Source organism: Luteococcus sp. H91 (assembly GCF_038433135.1).
Classification (GTDB): Bacteria; Actinomycetota; Actinomycetes; order Propionibacteriales; family Propionibacteriaceae; genus Luteococcus.
In genome coordinates this window covers 1-14,538 of sequence record NZ_JBCDMV010000033.1, presented here as the reverse complement: position 1 = coordinate 14,538, position 14,538 = coordinate 1, and the positions used below count along the sequence as shown (strand labels likewise).

Sequence of the window (14,538 nt, the reverse complement as noted above, 5' to 3'; positions counted from 1 at the left end):
AAGAACGAGCGCCGGGGGCAGGATGTCCTGCCGCCCAGCGCTCGTCGAAGAAGTTACTTCTTCTTGGCGTACCGACGCTCGAAGCGGGCCACGCGGCCACCGGTGTCGAGGATCTTCTGCTTGCCGGTGTAGAACGGGTGGCACGCGGCGCACACGTCGGCGCTCAGCATCCCGCTCTTGTTGGTGCTCTTCGTGGTGAAGGTGTTGCCACAGGTGCAGACAACCTTCGTCTCCACGTAGTCCGGGTGGATTCCCTGCTTCATGGTCATGTCTCCTAGATGAATGTTGCACCGGGTCGCCCTGACATGGGTTGCGGACGTGAACCGGCACCGACGTATTACCTTACGGCTTGTGACCCCACAACCCCAAACCGGGCGATGTCACTCCGAGGGCGTGGTCTTGCTGATCTGGACGAGGAAGTCGTTGTTGCTCTGCGACTTGCGCATCTGCTTGAGCAGCATCTCCAGCGCCTGCTGGTCGTCCATGCCGGAGAGCACCCGGCGCAGCTTCCAGATGATCGCCAGTTCCTCGCGGCCCAGCAGCAGTTCCTCGCGCCGGGTGCCGGAGGCGTCCACGTCGATGGCCGGGAAGATCCGCTTGTCGGCCAGGTTGCGCTTGAGGCGCAGCTCCATGTTGCCGGTGCCCTTGAACTCCTCGAAGATCACCTCGTCCATCTTGGAACCGGTCTCGATCAGCGCGGTGGCCAGGATGGTCAGCGAGCCACCGTTCTCGATGTTGCGCGCGGCGCCGAAGAACTTCTTCGGCGGGTAGAGCGCGGCGGAGTCGACGCCACCGGACAGGATGCGACCGGAGGCGGGGGCGGCCAGGTTGTAGGCACGGCCCAAGCGGGTGATGCCGTCCAGCAGCACCACGACGTCATGACCCAACTCCACCAGCCGCTTGGCACGCTCGATGGCCAGCTCGCTGATCGTGGTGTGGTCGTCGGCGGGGCGGTCGAAGGTGGAGGCGATCACCTCACCGGAGACGGTCCGCTGGAAGTCGGTGACCTCCTCGGGACGCTCGTCGACCAGCACCACCATCAGGTGCACCTCGGGATTGTTCGCGGTGATGGCATTGGCGATGCTCTGCATGATCATCGTCTTGCCAGCCTTGGGCGGGCTGACGATCAGGCCGCGCTGGCCCTTGCCGATCGGGCTGACCAGATCGATGATCCGGCCGGTCATGTTGGTGGCGGTGGTCTCCAGCCGCAGCCGCTCCTGCGGGTAGAGCGGGGTCAGCTTGCTGAACTCGGGGCGGTTCTTGGCGAGCTCCGGATCGGCGCCGTTGACCGTGTCCAGTCGGACGAGCGGGTTGAACTTCTCCTTGCGCTCGCCCTCCTTCTGCTGGCGGATGGCGCCGGTGATCACGTCGCCACGGCGCAGACCGTTCTTGCGCACCATGGACAGCGAGACATAGGCGTCGTTGTTGCCGGGCAGGTAGCCGGAGGTCCGGACGAAGGCGTAATTGTCCAGCACGTCGAGGATGCCGCCGATGTTCAGCAGGACGTCGTCCTCACCGATCACCGGCTCGTTCTCGTAACGGTCGATCGCCTGGTTGTTGCCGCCCCGGTTGCGCCGGTTGCCGCGGTCCCGCTGGCGACGCCGACGGCCGCGACGGCCGCCATTGTTGTCGTCGTCGAAGTCGCGGTCATTGTCGCGCTGGTTGTTGTTGCGCTGGTTCTCGCGCTGATCATTGGTGCGCTGGTTGTTCTGGTTGCCCTGACCATTGCCATTGTTCTGGCCCTGGTTGTTGCCCTGGCTCTGCTGGGCCTGGTTGGCATTCTGACCCTGGGCGCCATCGGCCTGCTCTGCGCCACCGGAATTGCGGCGACGACGCTGCCGGCCGCTCTGGTTGCTCAGTTCGGCCAGCCGGGCGCCGACCTCGGCGGAGACATCCGGCTCGCCTGACTCCTGACGACGCTCGCTGCGCGGGTTCTCCGAAATACGGGTCTCGCTGTTGCGGGCCTCGGAGGTCTTGGCCGCTTGGTCGCCAGCCTGGGCCTGCGGCGCCTCCGCCCGGGGGGCACGCTCGGGGGCCGGGGCCTCGGTGCGCTGCCCGTCGTCGGTGCTGGTGCGCTGGGCGTCGGAGCGGCTGGCCTGCTCGATCTTCGGGGCTGCGGTGCGACGGCTACGCGCCGACGCGGCCTTCGCGGCGGGGGCGGCAGCGGACTGGCCGCCGCCGGAGATCGCCTGGATCAGGTCGGCCTTCTTCAGGCCGGTGGTCTTGATGCCCATGGACGAGGCCATGGCCTTCAGCTCGGGCAGCTTCTTGGCCGCCAGAGAGCCGGAGGTCTGGTTTTCAGTCACGCAAAAGTCCTTTCGCGAACCGGGCGCGGGATGGAAGTGGCAGCACAGTGCTTGCCGGGCATCGCCCGTATTCGAAACAGGTCGTCGCTCGATCGCACCGGAGACAGACGCTGAAGGCCAAGACCGCGATCCGCCGTGGCGGAGCAACAAGTTTGTGGAATGCAGTGGTTCTCCGGCCCCTGAATGGGGTCGAGATGGCACCTGACCTGTGAGGTGCAAAACATTTCCGCCCATCAGGCGAACGTTTCTGGGAAAAAGCGTAGCACCACGGCGGGGCGGCCTCGCAAATGCCCCGCCGGGCACCGGTTCAACCGATCAGCTGAACGCCCCCGGCCAGGGCCAGGTCATGCCGCCGGAAACCCTTGTCGGCAACGGCATCCGTGGCCGCCAGCTGCTCCGGCGTACCCAGGGCGAGCACCGTCGGGCCGGCACCGGAGATCACGGCGGCCACCCCGGCCTGCCGCAGCCGCGCCACCAGGTCGGCCGACGGCTGCATCAGCGGGGCCCGGTAGTCCTGGTGCAGCCGATCCCGGGTGGCGGTCAGCAGCCGCGCCGGATCGGTGGTCAGGGCGTGCACCAACAGGGCCGAGCAGGTGGCCTGGGCAATCGCGTCGGTACGCGGCACCAGATCCGGCAGCACCTGCCTGGCGCCAGAGGTACCGACCTCGAAGTCGGGCACCCAGGCGATGGCCCGCAGGCCCTCGGCGGCCGGAAGTCGGACAACCTCAACGTCGTCGCCGTCGAGCCAGGCCAGCACGATCCCGCCCAGCACCGCGGCGCAGGCATTGTCCGGATGCCCCTCGGCCAGGCTGCTCTGGGCGCAGGCCCAGGCCAGGTCCAGCGGCTCGCCGGGCCGGGCCAGCCCCCAGCCCAAGGCCAGGCCGCCGACGATCGCGGCGGCCGAGGAACCCAGGCCGCGGCTGTGCGGGATCACATTGTGCGCCCTCAACCGCAGGCCCGGCGCCTCGGCCCCCAGACTTGCCAGGGCACCGCGGATGGTGGCGATCACCAGGTGTGATTCGTCGCGAGGCACCGTGTCCACACCGCACCCGGACAGCTCGAAGTCCAGGCCCTCGGGGATCACCTCCGCCGTCAGCTCGTCGAAGAGGTCCACCGCCAGCCCCATGCAATCGAAGCCGGGGCCGAGATTGGCGCTGGTGGCCGGCACCCGGACGCAAGCGCTGCGACCCACCTCGAGCAGGTTCACCTCACAGGCCTTCCACGCGCAGCATGGAGAGCTCCCCGCGGGTGAAGGGCCGGGCCTCCAGCTCCCGGACCACCGCCTGCAGGTCTTCCTCGCGGGCACAGTGGGTCATCATCGCCAGCTCGGCCACCTTCTCCCCGTCCTCCCGCGGTGCCGCGCTCGACTGGTCGACGGTCTGGACCGAGACATTGTGCCCGGCGAAGACCGCGGCGGCCGCGGCCAGCACCCCCGGCTCGTCGACGACGTTGGCCCGGACCAGGTAGCGGGTGACAACCTGCGCCATCGGCACGATCTGCCGCTCGGCGTAGACGCTCTCCCCCGGCCCGGCCACGCCGCGCAACCGGTTGCGGGCCACCGTGACCAGGTCTCCCATCACGGCCGACGCCGTGGGCGAGCCGCCCGCGCCGGGGCCCATGAACATCAGCCGCCCGGCCTCCCGGCTCTCGACGAAGATGGCGTTGTAGGCGCCACTCACATTGGCCAGCGGGTGGGCGGTGGGCACCATGGCCGGGTGCACCCGGACGCTCACCTGCCCTGCGTCATCCGTGGTGAGGATGGCCAGCATCTTCACCACGCAGTCCAGCTTGCGGGCAGCCGCGATGTCCTTGCTGGTCACCCGGGTGATGCCCTCCCGGTAGACGTCGGCGCCACGCACCCGGGTGTGGAAGGCCAGCGTCGCCATGATCGCGGCCTTGGCGGCGGCATCGTAGCCCTCGACGTCGGCCGTCGGGTCGGCCTCGGCATAACCCAGTTCCTGGGCCTGCTTCAGCGCCACCTCGAAGTCGGCACCGGTGGTGGTCATCTGGTCCAGGATGTAGTTGGTGGTCCCGTTCACGATCCCCATCACCTGGGTGATCTCGTCGCCCACCAGGGATTCCCGCAGCGGCCGCACGATCGGGATGGCGCCGGCCACGGCCGCCTCGTAGTAGAGGTCGACTCCCTGTTGCTCGGCCGCGGTGAACAGGCTCTCGCCGTCCTCGGCCAGCAGCGCCTTGTTGGCGGTGACCACGCTCGCGCCGTGCTGGATCGCGGTCAGGATCAGCTGACGGGTGGGCTCGATGCCCCCCACCAGCTCGACCACCACGTCCAGGTCGTCCCGACTGACCAGGGCCTGCGCATCCGTGGTGAACAGCTCACGATCCAGCCCACCGAAGTCCCGGTCCAGGGTGCGCACGGCGATCCCCACCAGCTCCAGCCGACGGCCGATCCGGTTGGTCAGGTCATCGCTCTGCTCGGTGATCAGACGAGCCACCTGGCTGCCCACCACGCCACAGCCCAACAGGGCAACCTTGAGGGCGGGCAGCGTGGCGGGGTCGGCGGTTTCGAGCCGATTCATCATTTCTCTTCAGTCCTTGGGTGGTGGGGGGGTCAGTTGCCGACGTCGAGGCGCATCAGATCCTCAAGGCTCTCACGCCGCAGCAGGGTGGTCAGCTGGCCGTCTCGCACCGCGACGACCGGTGGCTTGGTCAGCATGTTGTAGTTGCTGGCCATCGCCCGGGAGTAGGCCCCGGAGGCGGGCACGGCCAGCAGGTCGCCGGGGCGGATGTCGGCCGGCAGGAAGACGTCGCGCACCAGGATGTCGCCACCCTCGCAGTGCTTGCCCACCACCCGGCAGAGAACCGGCTCGGCCTCGGAGGCCCGAGAGACGACGGCCGCGGAGTACTCCGCGGCATACAGGGCCGGGCGGATGTTGTCGCTCATCCCGCCGTCGACGCTGACGTAGACCCGGTTCTGTCCGCCGTCGATGTCGACCACCTTGACGGTGCCGACGGTGTAGAGGGCCATGGTGGTGGGGCCGCTGATGGCCCGCCCGGGCTCGATGCTGATCTGCGGGACGGCGATGTTGTAGCCGCGCGCCTCGTGCTCGACGATCTCCCGCAGGCTCGTGGCCAGCGCATCCGGGGTGGCCGGCGTGTCGGCGTGGGTGTAGGCGATGCCGAAGCCACCGCCCAGATCGAGCTCCGGCAGTTCCACCCCGGTGGCGGCCGCGAACTGGGCCAGCAGCTTCATGGTGCGCCGCGCGGCCACCTCGAAACCATGGGTGTCGAAGATCTGCGAACCGATGTGCGAGTGGATGCCCAGCAGCTCCATCTGCGGGCTGTAGTGACACCGCACCATGGCCACCATCGCCTGACCATTGGTGATGCTGAAACCGAACTTCTGGTCCTCGTGCGCGGTGGCGATGTACTCGTGGGTGTGGGCCTCGACGCCGGTGGTGACCCGCACCATCACGCGAGCGGTCCAACCATTGGCGGTGCAGAGCTGCTCGATCCGGCCGATCTCGTCCAGCGAGTCGACGATGATCCGGCCCACCCCGCTGGACAGCGCGTAGCTCAACTCCTCCACCGACTTGTTGTTGCCGTGCAGGCCGATCCTGGCTGGATCCATCCCGCCGGCCAGGGCAATGGCAAGTTCTCCGCCGCTGCACACGTCGAGGTAGAGATCCTCCTCGTGGATCCAGCGGGCCACGGAGCGGGTCAGGAAGCTCTTGCCGGCGTAGTAGACCTGCCAGCCGGCGAAGGCGTCACGGAAGGCGCGGGCCCGCTCCCGGAAGTCGTCCTCGTCCACCAGGTAGGCGGGAGTGCCCACCTGTTCGGCGATGACCCCCACCCCCAGACCGGCCACGCTCACCTCACCCGATCCGGTCCGCTCCACGTGGCTGCTCCACAGCGCCTTGTCGAGCTCGTTGACGTCGGTGGGACGGTTGAGCCACTGCGGGCCTGCTGCGGTGGCATCGGCATGGATCGAGCCGGCGACATGGGTGTGGGTCATGGACGGAATCCTCTCAGACCCACTCCCCCGGCGACGAACGCGTATCAGCGACTGGTCTGGGGCTTCACCGGCTTGGCGAGTGTCAGAGACCGTGGATGGTCTGCTATGGTGTTCCACGCCCCTTCGGGGGTTGGCCCCCGTAGCTCAGGGGATAGAGCACCGCCCTCCGGAGGCGGGAGCGCAGGTTCGAATCCTGCCGGGGGCGCCAGTATCGCAAGGTACGTCAGTATCGGAAGGTACCCATACCGATCGGGCCGACAGGGATCAGATGACCGTGACTCAGAGTCCAGCCCGGTTCTACACCCCCTCCAGCCCGTGGCGCGCGTGGTGGGATTCGGAGAGACTGAACGACGCCCGCCTCATGAAGAAGGTATGGCTGATCAGCCGACTGGTGCTCTTCCTGGAATGGGCGGCCATGCTGTTCACGCTGGGGGACACGCGTTACTACTACGAGAACATCTCCCGGATGGGCGTCAACGGCCCCGAGGCGACGATGATCGAGTACCCCACCCCGGTGCTGTGGCTGCTCAAGATCCCCGACCTGTTCAGCTTCGGCCATCGCTGGGGCTATGTGGCGGCCTTCTTCATCCTGATGTTCCTGCTGGACGCGGCCTTCACCTGGACGCTCTGGCACGACGGTGGCCGACTGCGCGGCAAGGCCGTGGCGTTCTGGTCCGCCTTCGTCCCGCTGGTGGGCACCACCGCCTACCTGCGCTTCGACATCCTGACCGCGGTGCTCGCCGGTTGGGCACTGCTGCAACTGCGCAAGCGTCGCCCGACCCGGGCCGGAGCCCTGATCGGCATCGGTGCGGCCATCAAGCTGTGGCCGGCACTGCTGTGGCCCGCGCTGCTGGGAGACCGGGAACACGGTGACGTCGGGCGCAACCGTCGGCTGACCAGCCTGGGATTCTGGGGCGCCGGCGGCCTGCTGGCCCTGGTCAGCCTGCTGTGGGCGGGGTGGGACCGGTTGGTCTCCCCGCTCGGTTGGCAGGGTGAGCGAGGCCTGCAGATCGAGAGCGTCTGGGCAACCGTCCCCATGCTGCAGCGGATGATGCAGCCGCACCGCTTCTGGGTGGCGGTCAGCGAGTTCAACGCCTGGGAGATCTCCGGCCCGGGCAGCCAGTTCTGGTTCCAGGCGGCCAGCATCGCCTTCGCCGTCGGCCTGCTGGGCGCGGTCATCTGCTACGTGCTGTGGCTGCGCCGCGGAGACCAGCGACTGATCGAGGGTGCGGCGCTGATGCTGCTGGTGATCTTCGTGATGATCGTCACCAACAAGACCTTCAGCCCGCAGTACATCATCTGGGTCGGCGGCCCGCTGGCGGCCGGGTGGGCAATGGCCAGCGAGAATCCCAAGGACAGCTACCGGGCCCGCTCCGACGAGCACAATCTGGCCGAGATCAGCGAGTGGACCCTGCTGGTGACCCTCCTGACCCAAGTGATCTACCCGATCGGCTACGCCTCGCTGGTGGGGCATCGCCCCGGGATCCACGGTGCCACGCTGGTGCTGGCCGCCCGCAACCTGGTCCTGTGCTGGGTACTGTTCAAGGTCGCGGCGTGGATCTGGAGCTTCCTGCACCCGCGCCACATCCAGGCCACCCGTCTGGCCACCGACGCCGAACACCGCTGAACCCTGCCGAACGGAGCCCCGTGTCGCACCCCACCGAGACCCACCGTCCGCGATCGGTGCTGACCGACCAGCTGCGCGTCGCGGTGGTGGGGCGGGCACTGCCCTGGGTGGTGCTCTGGATCCTCAGCCGGGGCTGGATGCTGCACCAGTGGGCCAAGGAGTACAGCTTCATCGTCAACGACGTGCGCTACTACTTCCGCCAGTTGCAGCAGGCCGAGAACTACCAGACGGTCCTGCGCGAGTACCCGATGCCGGTGGTCTGGCTGCTGGACGCCCTGCGGATCCCGATCGACGACGACGTCGCCCTCTACTGCATGCTCTTCGCGCTGGTGATGGCGGTGCTCGACGCGGGTTTCTCGGTCTGGCTGTGGAAGGAACACTCCCGGGTGGCGGCCATCTACTGGATGCTGTTCACCTTCGCGATGGGCCCCTTGATCTGGTTCCGCTACGACCTGCTGGCCGGCGTGGTGGTGGGCGCCGCGGTCTTCATGGTGGCGACCCGTCCGCGGTTGAGCGGCTGCCTGATGGCGCTGGGTGCGGGCATCAAGCTGTGGCCAGCGCTGCTCCTCGCACCGCTGCTCGGCCGCGACCGCGACTCCCGGCAACGGCTGCTGGGCTTCGGCGTGACCGGCTTCGCCCTGGCACTGGCCTCGCTGCTGGTCTCCGGGCCCGCCCGGCTGATCTCCCCGATCACCTGGCAGTCGGGCCGGGGGCTGCAGATCGAGAGCCCCTGGGCCAGCGTCCCGATGTGGCTGCGCGCGTTCGGCGGTGCGGAACGGCAGGCCGGCAATGCGGGTTACCGCTGGGACGTGCACATGTCCCCCTACAACGCCTTCGAGGTCTTCGGGCCGGGCGTCGCCGAACTCCTGCTGGCCTCGTCGATCGCGATGGCCGCGGGCGTGTTCTACGCCGCCCTGGTGGCCATCCGGATGCTGCGCCGCGAGGTCCCGGCCGACGTGCGCGCCCTGGCCTGCCTGTCGATCGTGCTGGTCATGCTGAGCGCGAACAAGACCCTCAGCCCCCAGTACGTTGCCTGGCTCGGCGCGGTGAGCGCCGCCTGGCTGGGGCTGGCACCGCGCGGAACGGAACGGGCCAAGGCCGTCCTGGTGGCGCTGGCCAGCCTGTTGATCGCTCTGGCAACCCAATTCGTCTACCCCAACCACTACATCGGGCTGATCACGCCGGCGCAGGCCGATCCAACGGTCACGGCGGTACTCGTAGGGCGTAATCTGGCCCTGGTTGCGCTCACCCTGCTCACCGTGTGGTGGACTGTTGAACGATTGATTTCTCGTCGGTTTGCCCAAGCCACCCGGGTAACGGATAACATCGCACCCAGGTAGGCACAGGGGCCTGCCGCAGGCCAACACACACCGGAAGAAGGCGATGGTGGCCCGAGCCACCGACACACACATGTCCCACAATGACTCCTCCAGTGACTTCGGCGCCAACGACTGGCTGATCGAGGAAATGTACGAGCAGTACAAGACCGATCCGGGTAGCGTGGATGCCACGTGGGCTGCCTACTTTGAGAAGAATGCGCCCGCCACGGCTCCCGCCGCCCCGACCGCTCCCCCGGCCGCCGCCCCGGCGACACCGGCCCCGGCAGCGTCCGCGGCCCGAGCCAAGGCGCCGACGCCGCCCACCGCGCCCGCCAAGGCCCCGGCGGCTGCTGCGCCTGCAGAGACGCCCAAGCCCGCTGCCACCAAGGTGGAGACCCGTGAGGTGCGCACCGAGACCCCCTCGACCCCGGGCAACGCGTCGGGCTTGAGCGCCAACGCCCCCAACCCGGCCAACCGCCCCAAGGTGGCCAGCCAGGAGCCCAAGAAGACGGTGATGAAGGGCGTGCCGATGCGCACGGCCAAGGCGATGGACAACTCCCTGTCCATGCCGGTGGCCACCACCGTACGCTCGGTGCCGATGAAGCTGGTGATCGACCAGCGCACGGTGATCAACAACTTCCTCAAGCGCTCCAAGGGCGGCAAGGTCAGCTTCACCCACATCATCGGCTTCGCCATGGTGCAGGCGCTGAAGGCCATCCCGGCGATGAACAATGCCTACGGCGAGGAGAACGGCAAGCCCGTCCTGATCGAGAATCCGTCGATCAACGTCGGCCTGGCGATGGACCTCGTCAAGCCCGACGGCAGCCGCAACCTGGTGGTGCCCGCCATCAAGGGCTGTGAGCAGCTCGACTTCATGCAGTGGTGGGCCGCCTACGAGGAGGTCGTCAAGAAGGGCCGCACCGGCAAGCTCGGGGTGGAGGACTTCCAGGGCGTCACCGCGTCGCTGACCAACCCCGGCGGCCTGGGCACCAACCACTCCGTGCCGCGCCTGATGAATGGTCAGGGCGTCATCGTCGGCGTCGGCTCGATCGACTACCCGCCGGAATTCCAGGGCACCAGCGAGAGCCGGATCAACGAGCTGGGCGTCAGCAAGATCACCACCCTGACCTCCACCTATGACCATCGCGTCATCCAGGGTGCCCAGTCGGGTGAATTCCTGCGCAAGATGCACCAGCTGCTGCTGGGCGAGGACGGCTTCTACGACCAGATCTTCGAGAGCCTGCGCATCCCCTACCCGCCGCTGCGCTGGGACACCGACGTCAGTGCCCACCGCTACAGCCAGGTGCCCAAGGAGGCCCGCGTCGTCGAGCTGATCCAGGCCTACCGCAGCCTGGGCCACCTGATGGCCGACACCGACCCGCTGGAATACCGCACCCGCACCCACCCGGAGCTGGAGCTGGAGACCCACGGCCTGACCGTGTGGGACCTGGACCGGGAGTTCGCCGTCGGAACCTTCGCCGGCGAGAAGCGCACCTACATGACGCTGCGCGAGATCCTGGACATCCTGCGTGACTCCTACTGTCACACGATGGGCATCGAATACATGCACATCACCGACCCGGAGCAGCGCACCTGGTTCCAGGACAAGTTCGAGAAGCCACACACCCCGCTGCCCCGCGAGGAGCACCTGCGGATCCTGGACAAGTTGAACGAGGCGGAGATCTTCGAGACCTTCCTGCAGACCAAGTTCGTCGGTCAGAAGCGGTTCAGCCTGGAGGGTGGCGAATCCACCATCGTGCTGCTCGACGAGATCTGCGAGCTGGCCGCCGACAACTCCCTGGAGGAGGTCTGCATCGGCATGCCGCACCGCGGCCGGCTCAACGTGCTGGCCAACATCGCCGGCAAGAGCTATGGCCAGATCTTCCGCGAGTTCGAGGGCAACATCGGCGTGGCCGGTGGCCAGGGCTCGGGCGACGTGAAGTACCACCTCGGCGCCGAAGGCAAGTTCTCCGCCGCCAGCGGGGCCACCATCCGCACGTCGGTGGCCGCCAACCCGTCGCACCTGGAAACCGTGGATCCGGTGCTGGAGGGCATCACCCGCGCCAAGCTGGATCGGCTGCCCGGCGCGCTCAACGGCGGCGAGGGCTACCCCGTACTGCCGATCCTGCTGCACGGCGACGCGGCCTTCAGCGGCCAGGGCGTGGTCTACGAGGTGCTGCAGATGAGCCAGCTGCGCGGCTACCGCGTCGGCGGCACCGTGCACCTGGTGGTCAACAACCAGGTGGGCTTCACCACCAGCCCGGTGGAGTCGCGCTCCAGCGTCTACTGCACCGACGTGGCCAAGGTGATCCAGGCCCCCGTCATCCATGTGAACGGCGATGACCCCGACGCCTGTGTCCGGGCCGGCCGGCTGGCCTTCGAGTACCGCCAGCGCTTCAACAAGGACGTGGTGATCGACCTGGTCTGCTACCGCCGTCGCGGCCACAACGAGGGCGACGACCCGAGCTTCACGCAGCCCAACATGTACGACCTGATCGAGCAGAAGCGCTCCACCCACAAGCTCTACACCGAGAGCCTGATCGGCCGCGGCGACATCACCACCGAGGATGCCGAGGCCGTGATGAACAAGTTCCGCCAGCGCCTGGAGGACGTGTTCAAGGAGGCCAAGCAGCTCAAGGGCGAGGACGACGAGTACACCCGCGTGCCCTACTACCCGGCCAAGCCGAGCCGCTGGGCCGAGGGCGACAACAACACCGCCATCACCCCCGAGATGATGGACCAGGTGGCGCGGGTGCACGTGGAGATGCCCGAGGGCTTCCAGGGTCACCCCAAGGTCCTGCCCCAGCTGGCCCGTCGCGCCAAGCAGATCAAGGAAGGCCCGATCGACTGGGCCACCGGCGAACTGCTGGCGATCGGCTCACTGCTGATGGAGGGCCGCCCGGTGCGGATGAGCGGCCAGGACAGCCGTCGTGGCACGTTCAGCCAGCGTTTCGGCGGCATCGTCGACCGCAGCACCAACGAGGCCTACGTGCCGCTCAAGCACCTCACCGAGGACCAGGCCAACTTCGACATCTACGACTCGCTGCTCAGTGAGTACGCGGTGATGGGGTTCGAGTACGGCTACTCCGTGGCCGCCCCCGAGGCGCTGGTGATGTGGGAGGGCCAGTTCGGTGACTTCGCGAACGGCGCCCAGAGCATTGCCGACGAGTACATCAGCTCCGGCTTCACCAAGTGGGGCCAGAAGTCGGGCGTCGTCCTGCTGCTCCCCCACGGCTACGAGGGTCAGGGACCCGACCACAGCTCCTGCCGGATCGAGCGCTGGCTGCAGCTGTGTGCCGAGAACAACCTGGCCGTGTGCCAGCCGTCGACGCCGGCCAGCCACTTCCACCTGCTGCGCCAGCACGCCTACGTCAACTGGCACCGCCCGACGGTGATCGCCACCCCGAAGTCCATGCTGCGCAACAAGCTGGCCACCAGCCAGCCGGAGGAATTCACCAGTGGCAAGTGGCGCCCGGCTCTGGGCGACCCGACCATCACCGATCCGAGCGCCGTCAAGCGGGTCATCCTGTGCTCCGGCAAGGTGCGCTGGGAGTTGGTGCAGGCGCGCCAGAAGGCCGGACTGGACGGACAGGTGGCGATCCTCTCCCTGGAGCGGCTCTACCCGCTGCCGGCCCAGGAACTGGCCGAGGAGCTCAAGGCCTACGAGCACGTCACGGACATCCGCTTCGTCCAGGACGAGCCGGAGAACCAGGGCGCCTGGCCGTTCATGGCTCTCAACCTGCCTGCCGCCCTCAAGGAATTCCTGCCGTCGCGTGACCTGAAGATGCAGGTCATCTGCCGACCCGCGGCCTCCGCGCCGTCGGTGGGTTCGCACGGCGTGCACGTCGAGCAGGAGAAGGACCTGATGCAGCGCGCTCTGGCGGAGTAGTTTGTAGCCTGTGTATTTCACAGATCGCGGCCTGGAGGAGCTGGCTTCCCGTCGAGGAGACGAGGAGGTCAGCTTCTCCTGGTTGGCCGAACAGATGCGTTATTTCGTGGACCTGAACCCCGAGTTCGAGGACGGGGTGGAGCGGTTGGCCACCTGGTTGGCTCGACTCGATGATGAGGATGAATGATGAGTGTTGCGACTGACCTGGTCACCCGACGATTCACCGAACTGACCGGGCAGCCGCCCGCGGGCGTCTGGTTTGCGCCGGGACGAGTGAACCTGATTGGCGAACACACCGACTACAACGACGGCTTCGTCATGCCCTTCGCGCTGGATCTGGGGGCCACCGTGGCCGCCAGTGCCCGCGCCGACGAACACGTCCGGGTGGATTCGGTTGACCTGAAGGAGACCGTCGAGCTGGAGGTGCTGCGCCCCTACGACCAGCCGTCGGCCACCACCGGCTGGGCCGCCTACCTGGCGGGCGTGGTCTGGGCACTGCGCCAGGCCGGGCACCCGGTGGGCGGGGTGGATCTGGTGCTGGCCTCTGACGTGCCGATCGGCGCCGGGCTCTCCAGCTCCGCGGCCATCGAGTGCGCCGTCGTGGCGGCCTGCTGTGACCTGTTCGGGCTGGAGATCGCCCCCATCGACCGGGCCAAGCTGGCCCGGGTGGCGGAGAACCAGTTCGTCGGCGCCCCCACCGGCCTGCTGGACCAGGCCGCCTCCACCCTGTGCCAGCAGGACGCCGCCCTCTTCCTGGACTGCCGCAGTCTGGAGACCGTCTCCGTGCCGCTGCCGCTGGGCGAGCAGGGCCTGGAGATCCTGGTGCTGGACACCCACAGCCCGCACAGCCACGTCGACGGAGAGTACGCCGAACGGCGCACCACCTGCGAGGCCGCGGCAGCCGCGCTGGGCGTGTCGGCACTGCGCGATGTCACGGATCTGGACGATGCCCTGAGCCGGTTGGACGACGAGCTGCAGCGGATGCGCACCCGACACGTGGTGACCGAGGACGAGCGGGTGCTGCAGGCCGTCGAACTGGGCCGGGCCGGCAAGCTGCGGGAGCTGGGGCCGCTGCTGGACGCCAGCCACGCCTCGATGCGTGACGACTTCCAGATCACCGTCCCGACGGTGGACGTGGCCGTGGAGACGGCCAAGCAGCACGGCGCGCTGGGCGCCCGGATGACCGGCGGCGGCTTCGGCGGTTGCATCATTGCCCTGTGTGAGACCGGTCAGGGTGACCAGCTGGGCCAGAAGGTGGCCGAGGCCTTCGCCGCGGCCGACTTCAACGCGCCGAGCTGGTTCACCGTCACGCCCGAGCAGGGCGCGCGTCGGATCAGCTGACGGACTTCAACTCGTCGAGGTGCACCTTGGGGGGGGGGGGGGGGGTGGAGATGGCGGCGCAGCACGCGGAAAGGAAACGC

10 protein-coding genes and 1 tRNA gene are annotated in these 14,538 nt (G+C 68.0%); 6 read left to right on the top strand and 5 right to left on the bottom strand.

What is annotated here, in order from left to right:
- Positions 1 to 53 precede the first annotated feature (53 nt).
- The 5 genes from rpmE to lysA all read right to left on the bottom strand — a co-directional run bounded on the left by rpmE (position 54) and on the right by lysA (position 6,282).
- Positions 54 to 263, bottom strand: coding sequence for a 50S ribosomal protein L31 (rpmE, locus tag AAEX57_RS14890; protein ID WP_342091272.1), 210 nt, complete (start codon positions 261 to 263; stop codon positions 54 to 56).
- A 117-nt stretch (positions 264 to 380) separates the two neighbouring features.
- Complete coding sequence (gene rho / locus AAEX57_RS14885) at positions 381 to 2,246, bottom strand: transcription termination factor Rho (RefSeq protein WP_446721091.1); 1,866 nt, start codon at positions 2,244 to 2,246, stop codon at positions 381 to 383.
- A 367-nt stretch (positions 2,247 to 2,613) separates the two neighbouring features.
- Positions 2,614 to 3,498, bottom strand: a complete 885-nt coding sequence (gene thrB, locus AAEX57_RS14880; protein WP_446721090.1) for a homoserine kinase — start codon at positions 3,496 to 3,498, stop codon at positions 2,614 to 2,616.
- Between the two features lie 16 nt (positions 3,499 to 3,514).
- The gene (locus tag AAEX57_RS14875; RefSeq protein ID WP_342091250.1) at positions 3,515 to 4,846 is read right to left on the bottom strand and encodes a homoserine dehydrogenase; all 1,332 of its coding nucleotides are present in this window, start codon (positions 4,844 to 4,846) and stop codon (positions 3,515 to 3,517) included.
- 32 nt (positions 4,847 to 4,878) lie between these two features.
- On the bottom strand, positions 4,879 to 6,282 hold the full coding sequence (gene lysA / locus AAEX57_RS14870) for a diaminopimelate decarboxylase (protein WP_342091249.1): 1,404 nt from the start codon (positions 6,280 to 6,282) through the stop codon (positions 4,879 to 4,881).
- Positions 6,283 to 6,415: 133 nt separating this feature from the next.
- Here lysA and AAEX57_RS14865 point away from each other — a divergent pair.
- The 6 genes from AAEX57_RS14865 to galK all read left to right on the top strand — a co-directional run bounded on the left by AAEX57_RS14865 (position 6,416) and on the right by galK (position 14,458).
- A tRNA-Arg gene (locus AAEX57_RS14865) sits at positions 6,416 to 6,490 on the top strand.
- Between the two features lie 153 nt (positions 6,491 to 6,643).
- Positions 6,644 to 7,909 (top strand): glycosyltransferase family 87 protein, encoded by a 1,266-nt coding sequence (locus tag AAEX57_RS14860; protein ID WP_342091248.1) that lies wholly within the window; start codon positions 6,644 to 6,646, stop codon positions 7,907 to 7,909.
- A gap of 20 nt (positions 7,910 to 7,929) precedes the next feature.
- Positions 7,930 to 9,249: a glycosyltransferase 87 family protein gene (locus AAEX57_RS14855; RefSeq protein WP_342091247.1), complete on the top strand. Its 1,320-nt coding sequence runs from the start codon at positions 7,930 to 7,932 to the stop codon at positions 9,247 to 9,249.
- Positions 9,250 to 9,319: 70 nt separating this feature from the next.
- A complete protein-coding gene (locus AAEX57_RS14850) occupies positions 9,320 to 13,117 on the top strand; it encodes a multifunctional oxoglutarate decarboxylase/oxoglutarate dehydrogenase thiamine pyrophosphate-binding subunit/dihydrolipoyllysine-residue succinyltransferase subunit (RefSeq protein WP_342091246.1) in 3,798 nt (1,265 codons plus the stop codon).
- Between the two features lie 10 nt (positions 13,118 to 13,127).
- Positions 13,128 to 13,304: a DUF6104 family protein gene (locus AAEX57_RS14845; protein WP_342091245.1), complete on the top strand. Its 177-nt coding sequence runs from the start codon at positions 13,128 to 13,130 to the stop codon at positions 13,302 to 13,304.
- Complete coding sequence (gene galK / locus AAEX57_RS14840) at positions 13,304 to 14,458, top strand: galactokinase (RefSeq protein WP_342091244.1); 1,155 nt, start codon at positions 13,304 to 13,306, stop codon at positions 14,456 to 14,458. The genes AAEX57_RS14845 and galK overlap by 1 nt, the downstream gene beginning before the upstream one ends.
- Positions 14,459 to 14,538: the final 80 nt, after the last annotated feature.

What these genes read in the sequence shown, in the direction of transcription:
- rpmE (WP_342091272.1), bottom strand. Translation starts at nt 263, where the DNA reads ATGAAGCAGGGAATCCACCCGGACTACGTGGAGACGAAGGTTGTCTGC.
- rho (WP_446721091.1), bottom strand. Translation starts at nt 2,246, where the DNA reads ATGGCCTCGTCCATGGGCATCAAGACCACCGGCCTGAAGAAGGCCGAC.
- AAEX57_RS14875 (WP_342091250.1), bottom strand. Translation starts at nt 4,846, where the DNA reads ATGAATCGGCTCGAAACCGCCGACCCCGCCACGCTGCCCGCCCTCAAG.
- lysA (WP_342091249.1), bottom strand. Translation starts at nt 6,282, where the DNA reads ATGACCCACACCCATGTCGCCGGCTCGATCCATGCCGATGCCACCGCA.
- AAEX57_RS14860 (WP_342091248.1), top strand. Translation starts at nt 6,644, where the DNA reads ATGAAGAAGGTATGGCTGATCAGCCGACTGGTGCTCTTCCTGGAATGG.
- AAEX57_RS14850 (WP_342091246.1), top strand. Translation starts at nt 9,320, where the DNA reads ATGTCCCACAATGACTCCTCCAGTGACTTCGGCGCCAACGACTGGCTG.
- galK (WP_342091244.1), top strand. Translation starts at nt 13,304, where the DNA reads ATGAGTGTTGCGACTGACCTGGTCACCCGACGATTCACCGAACTGACC.